Annotated in this window: 19 protein-coding genes and 3 tRNA genes; 7 read left to right on the top strand and 15 right to left on the bottom strand. The window is 41.4% G+C overall.

Translation table 11 applies throughout. The features are described 5' to 3' along the window. Positions 1 to 46: 46 nt before the first annotated feature. The 9 genes from WC805_01955 to tilS form a co-directional block, all read right to left on the bottom strand. Positions 47 to 865 (bottom strand): hypothetical protein, encoded by an 819-nt coding sequence (locus WC805_01955; protein ID MFA5967259.1) that lies wholly within the window; start codon positions 863 to 865, stop codon positions 47 to 49. A gap of 5 nt (positions 866 to 870) precedes the next feature. Further along, entirely contained in the window at positions 871 to 1,422 is a 552-nt protein-coding gene (locus WC805_01960; protein ID MFA5967260.1) for a nucleotide exchange factor GrpE, read from the bottom strand. A 100-nt stretch (positions 1,423 to 1,522) separates the two neighbouring features. Beyond that, entirely contained in the window at positions 1,523 to 2,227 is a 705-nt protein-coding gene (locus WC805_01965; GenBank protein MFA5967261.1) for a DeoR family transcriptional regulator, read from the bottom strand. Between the two features lie 90 nt (positions 2,228 to 2,317). Further along, positions 2,318 to 2,794: a hypothetical protein gene (locus WC805_01970; GenBank protein ID MFA5967262.1), complete on the bottom strand. Its 477-nt coding sequence runs from the start codon at positions 2,792 to 2,794 to the stop codon at positions 2,318 to 2,320. A 162-nt stretch (positions 2,795 to 2,956) separates the two neighbouring features. After that, on the bottom strand, positions 2,957 to 4,198 hold the full coding sequence (locus tag WC805_01975) for a hypothetical protein (protein MFA5967263.1): 1,242 nt from the start codon (positions 4,196 to 4,198) through the stop codon (positions 2,957 to 2,959). A gap of 117 nt (positions 4,199 to 4,315) precedes the next feature. After that, the gene (gene lepA, locus WC805_01980; GenBank protein ID MFA5967264.1) at positions 4,316 to 6,091 is read right to left on the bottom strand and encodes a translation elongation factor 4; all 1,776 of its coding nucleotides are present in this window, start codon (positions 6,089 to 6,091) and stop codon (positions 4,316 to 4,318) included. Positions 6,092 to 6,756: 665 nt separating this feature from the next. Further along, positions 6,757 to 8,346, bottom strand: a complete 1,590-nt coding sequence (murJ, locus tag WC805_01985) for a murein biosynthesis integral membrane protein MurJ (protein MFA5967265.1) — start codon at positions 8,344 to 8,346, stop codon at positions 6,757 to 6,759. Between the two features lie 6 nt (positions 8,347 to 8,352). Next, positions 8,353 to 10,164 carry an ATP-dependent zinc metalloprotease FtsH gene (ftsH, locus tag WC805_01990; protein ID MFA5967266.1) on the bottom strand — a complete coding sequence of 604 codons (1,812 nt, stop codon included), beginning with the start codon at positions 10,162 to 10,164 and terminating at the stop codon, positions 8,353 to 8,355. Further along, positions 10,161 to 11,165: a tRNA lysidine(34) synthetase TilS gene (gene tilS, locus WC805_01995; protein ID MFA5967267.1), complete on the bottom strand. Its 1,005-nt coding sequence runs from the start codon at positions 11,163 to 11,165 to the stop codon at positions 10,161 to 10,163. Before tilS ends, ftsH begins: the two co-directional genes overlap by 4 nt. 254 nt (positions 11,166 to 11,419) lie before the next feature. Between tilS and WC805_02000 the strand changes: the two genes are divergently transcribed. From WC805_02000 to WC805_02030, 7 genes are all read left to right on the top strand, one after another. Beyond that, positions 11,420 to 11,656 carry a GIY-YIG nuclease family protein gene (locus WC805_02000; protein MFA5967268.1) on the top strand — a complete coding sequence of 79 codons (237 nt, stop codon included), beginning with the start codon at positions 11,420 to 11,422 and terminating at the stop codon, positions 11,654 to 11,656. Then, positions 11,647 to 11,721, top strand: a tRNA-Met gene (locus WC805_02005). The genes WC805_02000 and WC805_02005 overlap by 10 nt, the downstream gene beginning before the upstream one ends. Before the next feature lie 165 nt (positions 11,722 to 11,886). Further along, the gene (locus WC805_02010; protein ID MFA5967269.1) at positions 11,887 to 12,300 is read left to right on the top strand and encodes a septum formation initiator family protein; all 414 of its coding nucleotides are present in this window, start codon (positions 11,887 to 11,889) and stop codon (positions 12,298 to 12,300) included. A 17-nt stretch (positions 12,301 to 12,317) separates the two neighbouring features. Continuing rightward, a tRNA-Met gene (locus WC805_02015) sits at positions 12,318 to 12,392 on the top strand. Positions 12,393 to 12,637: 245 nt separating this feature from the next. After that, positions 12,638 to 14,068, top strand: coding sequence for a PEP-utilizing enzyme (locus WC805_02020; GenBank protein MFA5967270.1), 1,431 nt, complete (start codon positions 12,638 to 12,640; stop codon positions 14,066 to 14,068). A gap of 36 nt (positions 14,069 to 14,104) precedes the next feature. After that, positions 14,105 to 14,941: a hypothetical protein gene (locus tag WC805_02025; GenBank protein ID MFA5967271.1), complete on the top strand. Its 837-nt coding sequence runs from the start codon at positions 14,105 to 14,107 to the stop codon at positions 14,939 to 14,941. Between the two features lie 74 nt (positions 14,942 to 15,015). Then, positions 15,016 to 15,957 (top strand): PEP/pyruvate-binding domain-containing protein, encoded by a 942-nt coding sequence (locus WC805_02030; protein ID MFA5967272.1) that lies wholly within the window; start codon positions 15,016 to 15,018, stop codon positions 15,955 to 15,957. A gap of 85 nt (positions 15,958 to 16,042) precedes the next feature. Here WC805_02030 and WC805_02035 read toward each other — a convergent pair. From WC805_02035 to WC805_02060, 6 genes are all read right to left on the bottom strand, one after another. Beyond that, positions 16,043 to 16,119, bottom strand: a tRNA-Met gene (locus tag WC805_02035). 85 nt (positions 16,120 to 16,204) lie between these two features. Then, entirely contained in the window at positions 16,205 to 16,483 is a 279-nt protein-coding gene (locus WC805_02040; GenBank protein MFA5967273.1) for an RNA-binding protein, read from the bottom strand. A gap of 206 nt (positions 16,484 to 16,689) precedes the next feature. After that, positions 16,690 to 17,169: a CxxC-x17-CxxC domain-containing protein gene (locus tag WC805_02045; GenBank protein MFA5967274.1), complete on the bottom strand. Its 480-nt coding sequence runs from the start codon at positions 17,167 to 17,169 to the stop codon at positions 16,690 to 16,692. 104 nt (positions 17,170 to 17,273) lie between these two features. Further along, positions 17,274 to 18,908, bottom strand: coding sequence for a PQQ-dependent sugar dehydrogenase (locus WC805_02050; protein ID MFA5967275.1), 1,635 nt, complete (start codon positions 18,906 to 18,908; stop codon positions 17,274 to 17,276). 158 nt (positions 18,909 to 19,066) lie between these two features. Continuing rightward, complete coding sequence (locus WC805_02055) at positions 19,067 to 19,402, bottom strand: hypothetical protein (protein ID MFA5967276.1); 336 nt, start codon at positions 19,400 to 19,402, stop codon at positions 19,067 to 19,069. Positions 19,403 to 19,543: 141 nt separating this feature from the next. Beyond that, a complete protein-coding gene (locus WC805_02060) occupies positions 19,544 to 20,119 on the bottom strand; it encodes a hypothetical protein (protein MFA5967277.1) in 576 nt (191 codons plus the stop codon). Between the last annotated feature and the right edge of the window lie 81 nt (positions 20,120 to 20,200).

The raw sequence follows: 20,200 nt of genomic DNA on the forward strand, positions 1-20,200 counted from the left end.
AATCAATTCCAATTATTTTATTCATATTTGCTCAGATTTTTAAATTCTATCTGTTTATTGTGGTTAATTTATTGTTTAGTAACATTTTGACCTCGATAAAATTATCTTCTATGAATTTCTTTCTCTGAGAATCATATTTGGTTAGTTTTTTACTGAACCAATATTCAAATTTGTCAGAAAGCAAGGTATATTCCTTGAAACACATTTGCAGGATATGCAAGATAATAAACATTGCCCTAATTATATAGATAGAAAATCTTTCGTAGTTAATAATATAATTGGTATCATTTTTGGGGGCCACATTATCAACAGACGACAATTCAATAGAATGATACGTATTTCCAATTGCGCTAGACCAACAATAAGAAAGTGGCGCTACCCCAGAATGAGCAAAGTATTGGCAACTAAGATCATAAATACATTTAAGATCGGTTCTGCTGACGGATGTCAAATTGTCTGTTGCAGACCTATCTGTCCTTATCCATTTATCATATTTTGATTTATTTTTTATCTGCAGTTCATCTAAATCAACCCATATCCTCCAATTATTCTCATCTTTTCTAATGGTATCTGCATCTACTGTGTAGTCTATCGCTCTTCTTAAAAGGAATCCTGCAGTACCCAAATGGCCATTCAATAAATTATTATAGCTTTCTACCAAATCTTTTTTAATAGCTTGTGTAATCAACATAATAATTGATTGGGGAGTATTGATTTCTACAGGCGAAGACAAACCATCAACTTTTAGATTTTCAAATAGATTTACAGTGTCTTCGAATAAAACAGAGTCGTCTTTCAACGCTTTACTTATATCTATAAATATTCTTTGTTCAGCTGTCCTAAGATCTTTAATTTGTTGTGGCATATATGTTATTTCCCTACTCTTACCTTTGCGGGTTTGATAATTTGGTCTTTATACTTTAATCCGGCTTGGAGCTGTTCGATCACGGTGTCATCTTTGTGTTCAGTGTGGTCTTCGTGAGAAACGGCCTCCATAATTGAAGGGTCAAACTTATCGCCCGGTTTGACTTCAATTTTATCCAGACCTTCTGCCTTAAACACCTCATCAAATTTCTTCAAAATATTGGTTATGCCTTCCATCACTCCCATCTGGCACTGCAGGACATCCGGCGGAATAGTGGAGGGATCCAGTTTTTTGTTTTGGACGGTGTGCAACACCCGGGACAGATCATCGTTAATATCCAGAAATCTGGTGAGCAAAGCCATATTCATAAATTGAGTAAGCTCGCCGCGCAGTTTTTCTTGCTGTTTTTTATAATTATCCAGATCGGCCAATGCGCGCTTGGCCACATCTTCCCAATTTACTTCGGGTTTAATTTCTGACTGATCTTTCAACGGCTCATCGGGATTGAGCCGTTGAGTTTCCTTGTTCTCCGGCTGATTGTCTTTCTTTTTGGACATAGGTTTTCCTTTCTCTCTTTGTCATTCCGAGCAGAGTCGAGGAATCTCTCGCACTAGATTCCAGATCCCTCCACTACGGTCGGGATGACACCTAAAATATTTACAGGTCGGTTAATAATTTTTTCATATAATCAACTAGTGGCAAGGCTTTGTTGTAATCCATCCGCGTGGGGCCGATAATACTGATCACCTGCTTCCCCTGCGGGCCAAAATTAGTAATAACAATGGTCGCTTTATTCATTTGGGGATTATCTTGGCCGATCAACACTTTCACATCTTCCGGATTAGTGCCATAACTGGCCGTCTCCATTAATGCTTTGGGTTGCTCCAAGGCCTCCATTAATTTAATGCCAAACTGTTGCTCGCCAAACTCCGGCATTCTGGCAATATTGCTAAACCCGGATAAGTAAACATTCTGGGCATCATCCATCAACATGCCCACACTCCCGGACATCTCCGCCAGCAATTTAGCCGCCGCTTGGTATTTTTCCTGCAAACTGCGTAATTTTTCAAAATGACGCGTTAATACTTCTTGCTGCTTTTTAGTTAATTCCCGGCGTTCCTGGGTAATAATTTTTACATACGATTTATAGCCGAAATCGGAAGGAATTCTGCCAGCCGAAGTATGGGGCTGTTCCAGTAGCCCTAACTCGGTTAATTCGACCATATCATTGCGGATGGTAGCCGAACTTACCTCGTAAGGTAACTGCTCTGCCACCTGCAGGGACCCCACCGGCTGACCAGTATGGACAAAGGTCTCCACAATGGTTTTTAGCACATCTTGTTTGCGGGTATTTCCGTCCATAAATCTTAATATATACAAATTAGCACTCGTGTCAAGCGAGTGCTAAAGTAGTGCGAGTTAGTAAGCCTCCTCTTAATTAGGCTAACTTTGTTATTTAGATAACTCTTTAGTGGAAACTAAGTGCCATTTGGCTCTATAATTTGAGATTGACTTGCTTATGGCGCATACCCAAAGGATTATAAAAAGAATGGGGCTTACTAGGGCTGCTGCAATCACAAATAATGACGCCCACCAGGCTTCTTCAGCTGTCAAAAGCTCATCATTATTATAGATCCACTCATGTGCCAACATGATCGAAAAAGGAGTCAAGCCCAAATAACAATAGTTCCACCAAAATTTTAACCACCCATACTGGCTGGCCGGGAAGTGGAAGCCTAGCCACAGCCAAACCATAACGGTAAGGATACTTTGGATTAGACAAAGATCAATCCATTGGCTCGACCCTGTTTCTGTGAAATGTAACTTATCATAGGAACTTTGGGTACGACCCATAACTGCCGCTACAACCACAAATACAATGCATAATCCCAGTAATACTATCTGGGCAATATAACCAATGTGTTCCACGGGACTGCTCCTTTGTTTCCTTGTTAAGGACCAATAGTCTAGAGTGTTTAACTCCTCTAGCCAGTTTCAAAATAACAAATTATGCACTCCTGGTCAATAAGATTCGGTTTGTAATAATTCAACGGCTCAACGTGTTGAGCCGTTCACGGTTTTAGCCCAGATCTACTGCAACTGTTTGATTATATAGATATTTGAATCCTTGTAATTGGTGTTGTACACAAATGCAGTAAATACTATCGCTCGTTTGCCGGTCCACCAAGGCCACCATGATGACGATGATCGTGTCAAGAAAGCATTCCAAATCTCTATCCCGTCGGTTGGCACGTTTATAGTTTTAATCTTTTGGTCATACAACATTGGGTTCGGTTTACTTATGTCCACTAGATGAACTTCTTGATAGGGATATACCATACTTATATATACAACATCATTTCCTAATATATTAAGATCTCTTAAACCCAAATTAGTTTGGGCAATCTGAGTATGTGTATTGTTGCTAATATCATAAGAATATATTTTTATACCTGACGCCCCGCTTTTATGGGTAGGATAAATTATTTTATTGCCATCTATCCTTGCTTGAAAAACAGAGGAGCCAGGATATTGATCTTCCTCGGTTAAATTAATAGGGGGCAATGCAGAAGAGATGTCATACATCCATAAATCTGCTGGTCCATAGTTAACAGATTCACACCAAATTACTCTATTGCCACTTATGTCCAAACATCCGCCATTCATAAAGATTCCAGCCTGAGGCGGAATAGTTGCCATAATTTCTCCCGAAACCAGGCTTCTCACAATAATATCTCCTGATCCAGAAGGAGGAGACTTATAAACCATTTTGTCACCATCCGTACTAAAGTAATCTTTGGGAACATTATCAGTCGGTATTGAGGTGGTTGTTGCACCGTCTGATTTATATACTTGGTACGAGCTACCAAGCCCGTTTTGAAGCCAATAAGCAATATTACCTTCCAAATCCAAAGAGTATAAATAATCAGATTCACCACCTTCTTTAGGTAGGTTTATCACGGTGTTGTTACCTAAATTATACCGAAAAGCCCGCTGAATATTCCATATAATAGATTCGGGATTACTACTTTCGTTTGTGCCTGTACTAAACACAAATTTGCTACCATCAATATCCTCCGCTCTCTCTATTTCTGGACCATTAGTAAGGGGAATAAAATTAGTCCACACGCTTGGCAAAGGATCTATGGGGCTGTTGACCGGATTAAGTCCAGGATTAATTGTTCCGAATGCTTCACTAGACTTTCCTTTAAATTGTTGTAGTTGAGGCAGGTAGATAAAAGCTATGGCCAATATAATAACAGCTACCGTTAAAACCAATGCAGGGTTTTTCCTTATTCCCCCTACTAACTTTTTATAAGCATTTTTTTTCATAATCTAATTGTATTACCCTGATAAAATAACATCTTAATTATAGCAGTTATTGTATAATTCACAGCCAAAACTGGATCTTCTTGCCTCTGAAGTCGCTATCAAAACAAACCACACTTTCTAACTAAGCAATTTAAGAAAGGCTTCCTGGGGGATTTCGACTTGGCCGACTTTTTTCATCCGTTTTTTTCCAGCCTTTTGTTTTTCCAGGAGCTTATCTTTGCGGGTGCGATCTCCCCCGTAGAGTTTGGCCAACACATCTTTCCTTAAGGGGGAGATATCTTCCCGAGCAATAATCTTACTCCCCACCGCCGCCTGCAAGGTAATCTCAAAGTTTTGCCGGGGAATTAGTTTTCGGAGTTTTTCCACTAATTTTTTACCGACATTCCCGGCAATGGAGCGATGCACGATCACAGACAACACATCGACTAACTTTCCTCCCACTAAAATATCTAGTCTAACCAAATCAGCTTCCTGGAATCCTAAAAATTCATAGTTCATTGAGGCGTAGCCGGAAGATACGCTTTTTAAAGCATCATAAAAATCCATCACGATACTGCCCAAGGGAATTTCATAAACTAGCATCACTTTGTCACCGTCAAAATGCTTAATATCCTTTTGTACCCCGCGGCGATCTTGTAGTAGCGGGATGATCCCACCCATAAATTTACTGGGGGTAAAGATTTCTAATTGGATCCAAGGCTCGGCAATAGTTTTAAACTGATGGGGTTCAGGAAGTTCTGTGGGATTGTTAATGATTTGTTTTTTCCCATTCGCCATTACCAATTCGTAATTAACGCTAGGCGTGGTTGCCACCAACGCCAAACCAAATTCCCGTTCCAACCTTTCCTGAACAATATCCAAATGGAGTAGCCCCAAAAATCCACAGCGAAAACCAAACCCTAAAGCCGGAGAATTTTCCGGTTCAAAGACTAGCGATGAGTCGCTTAGACTAAGTTTTTCCAGCGCGTCGCGCAGCTTGGGATAATCAGCATTATTTATTGTAAAAATTCCCGCATAGACAAATGGAGTTATTGGTTTATATCCGGGCAAAGATTGTTTGGTCGGATTAGTTTCAGAAGTGATGGTGTCGCCTACTCTGACTTTACTCACATCCCGCAGACCAGTGGCGACATAACCAATTTCACCAGTAGCCAAACTATCTGACTTTTGCAGTTGCGGAGTAAAAGTGCCTACTTCCAACACTTCGGACGTTGCCCCATTTGCCATCATCACAATCCGATCCCCTGGCTTAACGGCGCCATCCACGATGCGGACATAAGCAATGACGCCTTTATATTTATCGAAGGCAGAATCAAAAACTAAGGCCCGTAAAGGTTTGGCCTTATCTCCCCGGGGACTGGGAACTTCGGAAATCACTTTATCTAACAAAATTTCTACTCCGGCACCGGTTTTCCCGGATACTTCTAAAACTTCTGTTTCGTCTATCCCTAGAATATTGGCCAGCTCTTTCTTAGATTGATCCACATTGGCTCCCGGCAAATCAATCTTATTCACTGCCGGAATAATTTTTAAATTTAACTCTTCCGCTAAATGTAAATTAGCCAGGGTTTGGGCCTCTACTCCCTGACTAGCATCAACCAATAGAATGGCCCCTTCCACGGCGGCTAAAGATCGCGACACTTCATAAGTAAAATCGACATGGCCAGGGGTATCAATTAAATTCAAGGCATAGCTCTTGTAGCTCATCCTGACTGGCTGGAGCTTGATGGTAATCCCCCGCTCCCGCTCCAGATCCATAGTGTCTAAGAGCTGCTCTTTCATTTTGCGTTTTTCTACTGTGCCGGTAAGTTCCAAAAACCGATCCGCTAAGGTGGACTTCCCATGATCAATATGGGCTATAATACAAAAATTTCTAATCTTGTCTTGAATCATAGTCTTATTGTACTAGAAAAGAAAAGCGACCCCTCTGAAAGATCGCTTAATAAATTTGCTCTGTTGTTCGATAGCTGTTGGTGACACCATCTGGATAGTTTTTAATCTTCCAAAATCCATTGTTGTTCTGCCTGGTTCCAGACCCATGCACATTGGCATTTATCACAGATTATTCGCCCTATAGTCTGAGCATCTTCCTGAGTTACCCTATTCTTATCACGTAACGGCATACTACAGACAGGGCAACTGTCCGGCAGCTCACGAAAGATGTAGTCAGTAGTAAGCCCTAGGTGTTGACAGGAAATAGGTCGGTACTCTTTAGTATGCCCGACTGAACAGACCATAATCCTTCCCCCACCTGGCGTAGTTTTACGTAAAGTCATCGGACAATGGCATGACTGCCTAATCCCGCCAATACTAACTCGTTTTGAGCAGAGACGGAAAAAAGTGGTTGCCATAACTATCACCCCTGATTTTCAAAGTTAATCCTATGTTAGCATAATTAGAAGCAATCAAAAACCTTGATTCATAACTAACTTTAGCTTATACTGCAAGCGACCTGAGAGCTCCGCTCTAAGGTCAACCTGCCAAGGAACCACCTTGGACAAATGGGGCTCTCAGGCACCCTTTTTGCGCCTATTTTCACGGCGTTTTATTTTGCTCAATTATCGCTCAGTAACTGGCGTTTTTTTAAACAACCATTCCCAGCATCGAGATATTAATTTAATTTCAGGAACAGCTAATTTTTGCATAATTACCAAATAGCTCATCCCTGCCACCACGGCTGCCACGACGGCTTGTACTAATAAACCAGCGAAAGTGTGCGTATCGATAATCCAACTCATGGCTTGCAAAGCGCCGTATCCCATTGCTCCCATAATTAAACTTCCCAAAATAACCTGCCCCAACATTCTACTTAATCCCAGCAACGATAAACCGCCTAGTTTTTTTTGCAACAGCCAGAATAAAATCAAGGCATTAGTTATACTAGAGAGCGATATTGCCATCGCTAAGCCTACCACTTGATAATAACGAATAAACACAAATGCGCTCGCTACATTAATCATCAATGCTAGTAAACTGGTGAAAAACGGAGTTTTCGTATCTTGCATAGCATAAAATGATCTGGCTAAAACTGTGATGATAGCCTGTGCCCACATACCAAAAACAAAAAACGCTACTACCGAAATAGTAAAACGAGTATCCTCCCAACCGAACTGTCCCGCTCCTAAAACTAACCGAACAATTTGGGCCCGAAGCAACCAATACAGCATCATAGTGGGAATAATAAAGAACAGAATCTGTCTGAGAGTGTTGATGACGTCTTGTTTGAACTCATCTATTTTGCGCAAAGTATATTTCTCTGCCAAATAAGGAAAAGCCGCTACTCCGAATGAAACACCAAATATACTAACTGGCAGGCTGGCCAGATTATCACCAAAATTTAATACTGTGATACTGCCGACAGCTAAAGTAGAAGCGATGATGGTGTTAACTAACACGGATATTTGTTGGGCGGCGATTCCCAAGGTACGCGGGATCATCAAAACCGCCATTTTACGCAAGGCCGGATGGCGGAGATTAATATGCATTCTGTATTTATATCCTAAAGCAAATACACTCGGCACTTGTACCAACATATGCAAGAAAGCACCTAAAACTACGCCGTAAGCGAGGCCCATGTAACCGAATCTGGGCACCATCCACAGCACACCGGCGATAATCCCCAGGTTATATAAAATAGGAGCAACAGCATAAGCAATAAAGTTTTTGAAAGAATTCAGGATCCCTCCCGCGAGATTACTCAAGCCAAAAAATAAGGGCGAGAGTAACATTACCCGCATCAAATTAACCGTCATTTCTCTCTGGGCATCATCAAACCCGGGCGCGATAACATAAGATAGGATCGGGGCAAATACAGCCACCAACAGCAGTAATCCAGTCAGAATAATAATGCCGAAGTTGATGAGAGTATTCACAAAACTCCAAGCCTCATCCTTGCCGTTTTTGTGCATATACTCGGTAAATAACGGAATAAAGGCTGATGACAAAGCCCCGAGCAATAATAAATTAAAAATGAAATCAGGAATTTTAAAGGCGGCGAAATAAGCGTCCAAAACATCGCCGGCCCCGAAGTGAGCGGCTAAACTGCGGTCGCGGAGTAACCCAAACAGGCGGCTAACTAAAGAAGCCACTGCGAGAACCACCGTGGCTTCCAGAACACTGGATTTCCGATGAATTAACTTATGGAGCATAATTTATTATTCCAATTTCTCGGACGCCTTCGGGAAAAACGCTTCAAAATCTTCCCGTTCCACCACTTCTTCTTTGATTAGTCTTTCAGCAATGGCATTCAATTCCTGATGGTACTTTTTCAACACAGTTTCGGCTTTAACTTGGGCTTCATTAATAATAGCCGTGACCTCCTCGTCGATTATGGCAGCGACTTTCTCACTGTAATTCTTTTGCTCATGAATTTCCCGCCCCAAAAACACCAATTCTTCTTTGCCACCAAAGACTACCGGACCGATTTTATCGCTCATACCAAACTTTATAACCATTTGCCGAGCCAACTCAGTAGCTCTTTGCAAGTCGTTAGCTGCTCCCGTAGTAATTTCTTTAAAGATTAATTCTTCGGCCACCCGACCCCCCATCATCACTGCTAATTCATCGACAAATTGAGATTTAGAATGCAAATATTTATCTGTCAGCGGCATGCTCCAGGTATAACCTAACGCCATACCGCGAGATATCACAGAAATCTTATGCACCGGATCGCCGTGAGGCAAAATATGTGAAACGATGGCATGTCCGGCTTCGTGATAAGCGGTAATCTTTTTTTCTTCTTCAGTCAGAATCTTGTTTCGCCGCTCCGGGCCCAAAATTACTTTTTCCAGGGCTTCATTAAAATCGGCTTGACTGATCCGCTTACGATTTCGCCGAGCTGCTAAAATGGCGGCTTCATTCACTAAGTTTTGCAAATCAGCGCCCGTAAAACCGGGAGTTTGGCTGGCTAGTTTGTCCAGATTAATATCATCATTTAAAGGCTTGTTTTTAATGTGGACTTGCAGAATGGCTAGTCGATCTTTGATGTCTGGACGCTCCAAGACTACCCGCCGATCAAAGCGGCCAGGTCTAAGCAGCGCCGGGTCCAACACATCCGGACGGTTAGTGGCTGCGATCACAATTACATTCGTGTCGGTTTCAAAGCCATCCATTTCCACTAAAATCTGGTTTAATGTTTGTTCGCGCTCATCATGCGACCCCCCCAGCCCGGCTCCCCGTTGCCGTCCCACCGCATCAATTTCATCAATAAACACAATAGCCGGAGCATTGCGCTTAGCTTTAGCAAACAAGTCGCGTACTCGGGAAGCGCCAACCCCCACAAACATCTCGACAAATTCCGATCCGGAAATATGGAAGAAGGGCACTCCCGCTTCTCCAGCCACAGCTTTAGCGAGTAAAGTTTTGCCAGTACCAGGAGGACCCATTAACAGAACTCCTTTAGGGATACGCGCACCAATGCTTAAAAACTTGCTGGGATATTTTAAGAATTCGACTTCTTCCATCAACTCTTGCTTGGCTTCATGCGCTCCCGCTATATCATTAAACGTAATGCGATGCTTGCCTTGCAGAGGCACCAACCGAGCCCGGCTACGCCCAAATGACAAGGCTTGATTATTGGCCCCTTGCGCTTGGCGGAGCATAAAATATAAAAAGCCAAAAATGAGGATAAACGGAATTAGCGATGAGATAATACTGCCCCACAGCTGTGTGCTACTCACATCTTTTACTTCGATAGTAACTTTCCCTGGATTGATCCCCGCATCAAACAGTGATGTACTAGCTTCTTTGCGTGAACGATATTCCATCCCGCTACGATCAATAACTGTCAGGTTGTCGCCACTGATAACGATCTTGTCTATCCGGCCTGCCGCCACATCTTCTATCACCTGACTGAGAGGAATTTCTTTAATATTACTTGTGTTGGCTCCGAAAAGGCTATATAGCAAACTGCCTACTAAAATTACAAGTAGAGCATAACCAAATAATTTACTGGCAGTGAATCTCATTTATTGGCAAATTTAGGCTGGTGGCAGCTAATACTAATCTTACCATAGCCTCTGGAGAGGAACAATTTACCCGGAAGCTGTTTCCAGGTCTTAGCCTGAGCACTATGGATGATTGCTTGCATCTCCCCTAGATGAACTTTATTAATATCTTGGCGATTACCTTTCAAGTCTTTAATAGCCAGCAAAAATAATTCGTTTTGCCAAAAACCAACTAGTCCTAGAAATTTAGTTTCATCGAACTTAATCTCATCTTTTCTGCAAGAGAAAATTACTTTTTTATATAAATTCTGCGCATATTGGTCCAGCCACGTTTCTAGCTCGGCCCAAGTATCCGCATTCCTCAAAATAACTTTCTCTAGCCCCGGATTAACCTTTTTTAAAATTGGCAGAATCTGATGGCGCACCAAATTGCGCGTATAAATTGGATTTTTATTGCTTGTGTCTTCGTGAAATTGCAGATGATAATGTTTAGCAAATTTTTGTAAATCTGCTTTGTAGCAATGCAGCAATGGCCGCCAAATTTTGCCCTCCTCCCGTTCTTGCATCCCGGCTAAAGCTCGCACTAATCCCCCGCGCAACCACTGCATAACCACAGTTTCGACTTGATCGTCGGCAGTATGGCCAGTCACAATCACTTGGGCCTTATATTTTGCAGCTATATTGCGCAACCATTCGTACCGCGCTTTCCGCCCGGCCTCTTCAATGGTGAGGTTATTGGTAGCAGCGATTTTCTTTACATCTGCAGATCCTAAAATAAACTTCAACCCGAGACTGGCAGCCAATTTTTCGACAAATTTAGCATCCCGATCCGCTGATTTTCTTAATTGATGATGGAAATGAGCAACAATGATTTCCCAATCCCACCTAACGGATAACAATAATAAGATATACAACAAAACCACCGAATCTACCCCCCCGGACACCGCCACAACTAAGGTAGCGCCTTTTGAGGGGAAATAGCGGCTGTTTAGTTCAGAAACCAGCTTATCTTTAATCTCCATGCCCCCATTATAATGGGATTTACAATTTTCAGCTTTTTACCTAATCTAAATTAAGTTACGATATAGGAGCAACTTGCCAGGGTAGCTTCCTCCTACGCTTCATCTTATTGGGAATATATCATTTGTCTCTCCCAATTTAGATAGCGCTTCGGAGGACTGCGCAGTGGTTCATCAACATATAGCACAGCACGCCAGGGTAGCTCAGTGGTACCTGCCTGCCGGCAGGCAGGGAGCAGTGGACAACATTAGCAACTATGTATTCTGTATATGCCATTAGAAACAGTGCAGGTAGAATATATGTAGGTATGTCGGCAAATGTTCTACGTAGGTTGAATGAACATAATAAAGGAACTGTTAAGTCAACTAGATTCTGGAAACCTTGGATATTAATCCACCAAGAAGAAGTTGGAAATAGGACACAAGCGAGACAAATAGAAAAGAAATTGAAATCTGGATTCGGTAAAGAATTTCTTAAATCATTGCCAGGGTAGCTCAGTGGTAGAGCAGTGGACTCATAAGCCATTGGTCGCGAGTTCGAATCTCGCCTCTGGCACCAGTCTTCGCCCCTCCCCAATTTCTGTGCTTGGCTAAAAACTAAACTTAGAATGTTCAGGGAAATTGAGGAGGGGCTTCGCCTGGCTGCGCCAAGCATGTACAGCAACAACTGTCATACATTGATCACCTATCATTAACTATGGGATGATGGGTATGATTTTAGGCTATGTGGAAAGATAATCCCATCCGAAAATTTATCAGTCGAAAAAAACTGAACATTAAATTCGGTGTCTTAGCTAGTATGATTGTTTTTGCTTATATGTTTTTCGCTAATGGCGAGGCTTTATGGCAAAATTACCAGATTAATCAAGAAATTGCCAAACTCAAAGTAGAAATTGTGCAGTTAGGCAATGAGAATCTGCAATTCAAAAATCTGATCGCTTATTTAAAGACAGAGTCATTTCGAGAAAAAGAGGCTCGCCGTAAATTAGGCTATAAGAAGCCTGGTGAGCAAGTAGTCGCTATCCCCCAGGACAACTTTATTCATACCGACCCGGGCAACACCAAAACTGAGCCGGCGCCAGAAGATCAGCCCCAGTTAAGCAATCCGCAAAAGTGGTGGGATTACATCCTAGGATAGTATAATTTAAATAGTTTGGGCCAGTAGCTCAGCGGGAGAGCAGCCCCCTCATAAGGGGTTGGTCGTAGGTTCGATCCCTACCTGGCCCACCAAAGAAATGGCAGTCATCTTTTGATGGATGGCATTTCTTTTGTTTGTGTGCAGGGATCGAACCTTGGGAAAGGGGCCCTAGAAAACTAGAGTTTTCCCGCAGTGGAGGCAACCTGCTAATATGTTATTAGCAGGTGTCGGAACCGCAAGGGTCCGAGGAGGTATGAGATAGCCCGAATACCGACGGGTTCTAGCGAAGCGGATCCCTACCTGGCCCACCACAAGAGTCTGATTAAATAATAAATGTATGAACTTAGAACAAGCTGTCAAAGAAGAATGGTATAGTCAATCATTTAACTTAAAACCAGTGTTTTTAGGTTCGGCATTTGAATGCAACGAATACGCCAGTGAATACACTGGCGTTACCTATCATGATTATTTAATGACATGTAAGAATAACTACGGGGGTATGTCGTATTGTAATTCAGACTTAAACCGCGTAGGTAATTTAATAAGAAAAAAAGTTGAAGAAAATCCAAATTATTTAGCTCAACTTAAGACAAAATACGATCAAGATATACAAGAAAATAACCAACATTATAGTCAAATTGACGGTATCGATATCGACACCATTACAATCGAAGAAACAAAAAAACTTGTCGAAACTGCTCTTCGGTGTTTAGTGTTATCCATGGGCGTAGCACATGTCATTGAGCCGTTTGCATTAACGGCTGATTTTAAAATTAAAAATGATCTTGGTAAATATATTCAAAGTGCAAAAGAGTTAAATGATATGTTCGTAGTTTTAACAAGCCCTACAAAAACATCATTTGCATCAGAATATGAAACGCTCATTTTCGCTATTGCCACTTCGCATGATAATTCCGTCAAAGAAAAATTAGCGCAAAAGATAGTACAGAATTTTTATTGGATTCGTAATGGATATGCGGGAAGGTATGCCTTAACTCTAAATGAAGTACTAAAAGAAGCTGCGTCTTTAGACCAAAGTAAATATAATAATCAGGCTAGGCCAAAGATTGATAAACCAGACCGGCAACAAATAATTAACAAATTGAATTTACCTCAAAAGTTAATCAATGAATTAAATGTTCTAAGCTTTTTAACTGATTGGCAAGATGAAAGAAAAAAGAATATTTTAATCGCAGTAGATTATCTAGATCGATTAATAGATAAATTAGCCAAAAAAATTAATATTCCTAGCAACTTAATGTATTTAATGATTCCTTCTGAAATTAGAGAAGAAAAGTATCAATCTAAAAACTTTATTGAAGAATTAAAACAGAGAGCAGACGGAGTTGTTTTCCTATATTCATTTCCAAAAGAACCTATTATTGCTACCGGTAAAGTTTTTACAGAATTTATGAAAGATATGCAAAAAGAAATCGTAGAACAAGTACAAGAAATTTATGGAATGACTGCTTCCAGCGGATACGCTGTAGGTAAAGTAATCGTATGTACGGATATTGATTCTATACATAAAGTTCAGGAGGGCGACATTCTGGTTGCAAGCATGACCAGGCCTGAATATTTGCCTGCCATGAAAAAAGCCTCTGCCATAATCACCGACGAGGGAGGTATAACGTGCCATGCCGCAATAATTTCTCGGGAGTTAGGCATCCCCTGTATAATTGGTACTAAAATTGCGACTCAAGTCTTGAAAGATGGCATGACCGTGGAGGTAAAAGCAAACCATGGAGTAGTAAAAATAATTCAATAATAAAATATCAAGAAAATAGTAATTTAAGGATATAGTATGGAAAATGAACGATTTGTTCCTGAGACTGATTTTGTTATGGCAAGGCATAGCAAAAAAGGAAAGGATTCGACAGAGTATGAAGGATTGTCAAACGAAGGAGTGGAATTGGCAAAACAGGAAGCCAGCAAGTGGCTTGGCCTACTTGATAACGCTGAGGAAGGCACTGTCATGTGGCTAGGCGGGGCATCAGAACAAATAAGAACTAAATCTACCATTAGAGCCTTGACTGAAGAAATTAATAATATTTTATCCCAAAGAGAGAATAACAACATTGAATTGATTGCCAATGATAGTATTGACTTTGAAAAAGGTTTTAATAAAGCGATCGAAGAATTGTCAGAAAAAATTAACTCGAGCCCGGATAAAAAATTTATAATTTCCGCCCCATTATTTATTAAAGAATTTAGCGGAGAAAAGAATAGATGGATTGGCAAGGATAACGAACCAATCGCATATTATAATGAACTGAGCAAAAAATGCGATGGCAACGAAAAAGAAATGTTAAAGGAATGGCTGAATAATCAGGGCCATTTAGACGGTCTCGAAGGCCCTAGCCCAGCCCAGGTTGCAGAAGAGCATTTGTATGGAATTAAAAGATTGTCAGATCTCGCAAAAGAATATATTCCCAACAATCCATTAATTATCGGCGGCGTAGGACAAAGCGTGGGTCTTGATGCGTTGGCCATCTATCTTGCAAATGACGGTAAAGTAAATTTGGAGGGATACGAAAAAGTTAATGCAACAGGCATTCAAGAGTTAGAACCAATAAAAATAATTGATGGTAAATTTTCGTATGGTGATCGCTTGGAGATTGATTTAAACGAGCATGAATAAAATCAACTTCGAAAAGATGGAGATGCAGCAGGAGTTGATGTTGATAAAGGTATGATAAAAAATAATAAATAAAAATGAAATATTCCAGATTATTTCACGAACTTACTAAGAAAGATACGGATATCGCTGGCGGAAAAGGCGCCTCGCTTGGTGAAATGGTACAGATTAATATCCCAATACCTCCGGGATTTGTGGTGTTAGCAGGTTCGTTTGACCATTTTTTGGAAAAAAACGAGATTAAAGCCGATATTGAAGCGATTTTAGAAAAGGTTAATCATCAAGACATTAATTCGGTTGATGGCGCGTCTGCTGAAATTCAAAGCATTATTCACCATATGCCGTTTCCTGAAGACATTGCCCAAGAAGCTTTAAAGCAATTTTCAGAACTAAATACTATCTATGTCGCCGTAAGATCTTCCGCAACAGCCGAAGATTCATCAGCAGCATCATGGGCCGGTGAACTAGAAAGCTATTTAAATGTCACCGAAGATGCATTGTTGGATTGTATCAGGAAATGCTGGGCATCACTCTTTACACCCAGGGCAATATTCTACAGATTTGAGAACAAGATGAATCTAGAAAAAGTTTCCGTTGCAGTTGTAGTGCAAAAGATGGTTCAATCCGATGTTTCAGGCATAGTCTTTACGGTTCACCCGGTAACAAAGGATGAAAATCAAATGATTATTGAGGCTGGTTATGGTTTAGGGGAAGCTATCGTCGGCGGGAAAATCACGCCAGATAATTATATAATCAATAAATCTACTTTGGATATTACCAATAAATACATTTCTGAACAATCAATGATGATTATTAAAGCCAAAGATGCTCCAACGAAAGAAGAAGAGATACCACAAGCAGATAGAGGAAAACAGAAATTAGCTGATGACAAGATAATTGATTTAGCTAAAATTTGTTTAAACATTGAGAAACATTACGGCTTTCCCTGCGATATCGAATGGGCTATGGAAAAGAATAGATTATATATAGTGCAGTCTAGGCCTATAACTACTTTATAAACGAGAATTAAATATCTTACTCTGCTTTCCTGAATTTGAATCACAGCATACAAAAAACTGCCATTCAGAAAGAATGTCAGTTTTTTGGTAGCGGGGGTTGGATTCGAACCAACGGCCTCAAGGTTATGAGCCTTGCGAGCTACCAGACTGCTCTACCCCGCGGCGACGCCTGTAATGTTAGCAGAGAAACTGATGGTTGTCTACAACAAAACGGCTATGAATAGCCGTTTTGTTTGATAAAGCAAATTTAGAACCGTTGGCCGCCAGCCGGACGATCAGTCATCGGCCGAGCTTCGCTAACGGTAATATTGCGGCCTTCTACTTCTGTGCCATGCACAGTAGAGATGGCTGCTTGAGCTTCTTCTTCGGTAGACATCTCTACAAAACCAAAACCTTTGGATTTGCCAGACATCTTGTCCTTGATGATAGTAGCGGATTCCACTGTACCAACACCGGCGAACAACTTACCTAAATCTTCGTCGGTCATAGCCCAAGGAAGTCCACCTACAAACAATTTCTTGCCCATAGTTACCTCACATAATACTTAATATACCCGCGGTCGATCTACTTTCCTGGCTAGATCCTCGGGTATAGGCAAACTGCTTTTGACCAGAGGGAACTTTACACAAGAAACCCGCAACTGGCTTATCTTATCCTATCCCCGCCAAAAGTCAATGGAACACATTAAAAAACCCCTGCAAGGGCTTAGCCGGCTGATAAATTGGTTTTTAACTAACTTTTCTTGGGTTTCTTGACAGCGGCTTTCTTAACTGCCACTTTTTTAGTAACTGGCACTGATTCTTTCTCTGTTTTACTATCAGTTTTGTTTTCTGCCATGATATCTACCAACCGATTGATAGACACTGTAAGTTTATCTAATTTAGCGTTAATGGCTTCGAACTCACGTTTATTGTCTCCGCCGCCAGTGTTCCTATAATCTGGGCTTTTGACAAAGCTGGGACGGCCAAAGTCCTTTCTGGGAGCCCTATCGCCACCGTCTTGGGTGTTTCTAAAGCAAGCACTGCAATATACCGGTTTGTCGCCAGAAGGGCGAAAAGGTACCTCACAGGCCTCTCCGCAGCTGGCACAAGTGGCTTTGTGCATAGTTACCGGCCCCCGGTCGCGGTCGCCAAAACTCGGACGGCCAAAACCCCTGTTGCCGCCTGATTTGAACCCCCCTCGACTGCCTCCCCGCTGGTTAAAATCTCTCATAGCTCTGGTACTATACGCCAGTATCACCTAAGAAGCAAGTAGAAACTTTGATTTCAACGGCTCAACTGGTTGAGCCGTTGAAATTCTAGATAAAACAAGGATTTCTATTGGACAACTATCTTCCCTTTCATAAAGGGATGGAGGGTGCAAATATAACTGAATGTCCCCTTGGTATTAAATGTAAAAGAAAATTCTTTTCCTTGAGTTAAATTGCCCGAATCAAAGTTGCCTTGGCTAGTCACAGTATGGAGCATCGCATCCTCATTTTTCCAGGTCACTTTCGTCCCGACCGGGATAGTGAGAGTGGCCGGACTAAAAGCAAAATTTTTGATACTGACTCTTTCTTCTTTGTTGTTCATTCCACTAGTTGAATTATTGATTGAATTATTCGGTACATTGCTTTCAGCCGGAATTAACTTGAATATTTTACCGCTAGTCCCGCTGGGGCCGAGCGCTTCGGTGGTTAATAAATATAATTCGCCCATATCGTCCTGCCCTACTCCTTTGACAAACAAACCTAAGCGTCCATTACTATTGCCGGAAATTTTTAACTCCCGCCATAACCAACTTCCTTTATTGTTTAGAGCAGCGAACACGCCGCCATCGCCCGCAGTAAAACTTTTGCTCCAATCGGCAAACACATAGTTGCCTGTTAAGCCGGCGAGGGCTGCCCCTCGATAGACATATCCTCCGACATTGGCTATCCCCACGCCCCCATTACCCGGATGACCATATTCGAATACAGGATCCACCAGCGGTTCACCTTTAGCTCCGGTAGTGGGACACTCTGCTGGTGATTGATCGGGAGTTTGCGCACTAAAGCAATGCTTCCCCTCTCTGATATTCCAACCGTAATTATTCCCTTTTTTAACTATATCTACTTCTTCCCATAAATTTTGGCCGACATCGGCGACGAATAATTCGTGGTTTCCTCCCGCATCAAAAGAAATATGATAAGGATTACGGAAGCCATAAGCGAATATTTCATCTTTACCGTCTTTGCCGATAAAAGGATTATCTTGAGGGGCAGCATAGGGATCGCCTTTATCAATATCGATCCGCAGAACTTTCCCTAACAAAGTAGTAAGATCTTGGCCGTTACCACTGGCAGAATGCCCCAGACCGACATCATTGCCTTGACCACCGTCGCCGGTAGGAATATAGAGGTACCCATCCGGCCCAAATGCAATATGCCCTCCGTTATGATTGAACTGCGGCTTATCAATTTGTAAAATTATTTTTTCGGAACTCAAGTCAGCTATATTCGGATTACTGGCACTGACTTTAAATTCGGAGACACGGTTAGTACAATTCCATCCTGCTGGTGCGGTCTTGTTTAATGGCGCGCTGTAATAGACAAAAAAGCGGCCATTGGTTTTGAAATCGGGATGGAAGGCTAACCCCAGCAAACCTCTCTCGTCATAGTTCGTGGTTAATTTTACCAATTTACTATGCAGATCCAAGAAATTGTCTTTTAACACTTCTCCTGTAGAAGTGACTACCTTTATAACTCCGACTTGATCTACCAAGAACATTCTGCCCGTACCATCATTGGACGAAACAAAAGCGACAGGAGAAGTAAACCCCTGTGCTATTAACTTAATAGCAACTTCTTGAGTTGGTTGGTTGTTTATTGTATTTTGACTGGCTGGCAACTTGTACCCTTTGATAAGAAAATATACAACAGCGATAACTAATATACCCCCCAATACTACCCCTATTTTTTCTGTCGTATTCATATAAATAGATGGTTAATAATGACGACTTCATTTTACCAATTCTACCTCTTATATAGATATACCAAAATTCTCCGCCTCCATAGCAGATAATATTTTGGCCTACCTGCTGATATAGAAAACCCCCTTGAATTGAATCATTCAGGGGGTTAATATTCATGCTATTTTATTGCATCGATTTCACGCAACATCGCAGTTACTTTCGTAACAGCTTTGCGAAACCAGGGCTGAGAGAACCGACCGCACGAAATAGACCTTATACTTTTGGGTAAGTAGATCAGATGGCCAACCGTCGGGTCAATCATAATTGGACCGCCCACTATCCCAACCGGATAAACATCGATAACGTTCCCTGTCGGAGTAAGCAGCCAACTATGTTCGAATCCAATAGCAGGGAAAAAACCATCCTGATATTTCAGGTTGTACACTTTAGCGGCCGCACGCACCAGGATATGACAGGACAAAACCACTGTTTGTTTACCTGCTAAGTCCAGCATACCGTCATCGATATCATCTGGCAGTCTGTTTACTGCCTTAGATATGCGATAGAAAAGTTCTACTTCGTCTGGTGGTAGATTGCATTCTGTATAAGTTTTGATAGTCCATCACCTCTTGCGGGGATTAATAATCCGTACAAATTAATTATCTGATTGGTTCTGTTGGTTAGCAGATAGATCTTCTGGTTTTATACCCTTTTTCTGATAATAAACCAGTGCTGCCCGCGAGTGTTTAAATACGGCTTCATCTAGACCCGCTTTCAATCCATCTGTTGTGTCGTACTGCACACAAGCAATGATAGCTGCTAGATAAATGAACAACCAAACAATATACGATATCGGTGGGGTTACATATATAATTGCAACAATCAAAGCAGTGAACGACACAGTGAATGCAGAAAACATCCAGAATGTAATAATCATCGCCACTTGTATCAGCTTCGCCGGTATGCCACCAAACGAAACTGTAAACCAAGCTGTTCCCATAACAGCCACTGGCGCTAAGAGAGCGAATATTACCGTAGCAATATCATTTTCTGGAGTTTTTCCGAGAGCAAAATAAACAACTATGGCGGCTATTACATTTAACCATAGTACTTTTCGATGCTTACTGAGATTGTCGAGCAAGAATCTATGCTCTTCTTTTGTGAGATCAGCATGGAAAAATCCATTCAGAACAAACCTTTTTAGTAACCAGTAAATTGGATCTAAATTCATTTCGATTTCATCTCCTTGTTTTCAAGTTCCCTCTTTAGGTGACATTAAAACATACCAAGAAAACTAGCTCCTGGTCAAGTT

Source organism: Patescibacteria group bacterium, assembly GCA_041659905.1.
In the GTDB taxonomy this organism is placed as follows: domain Bacteria; phylum Patescibacteriota; class Kazan-3B-28; order Kazan-3B-28; family UBA10110; genus UBA10110.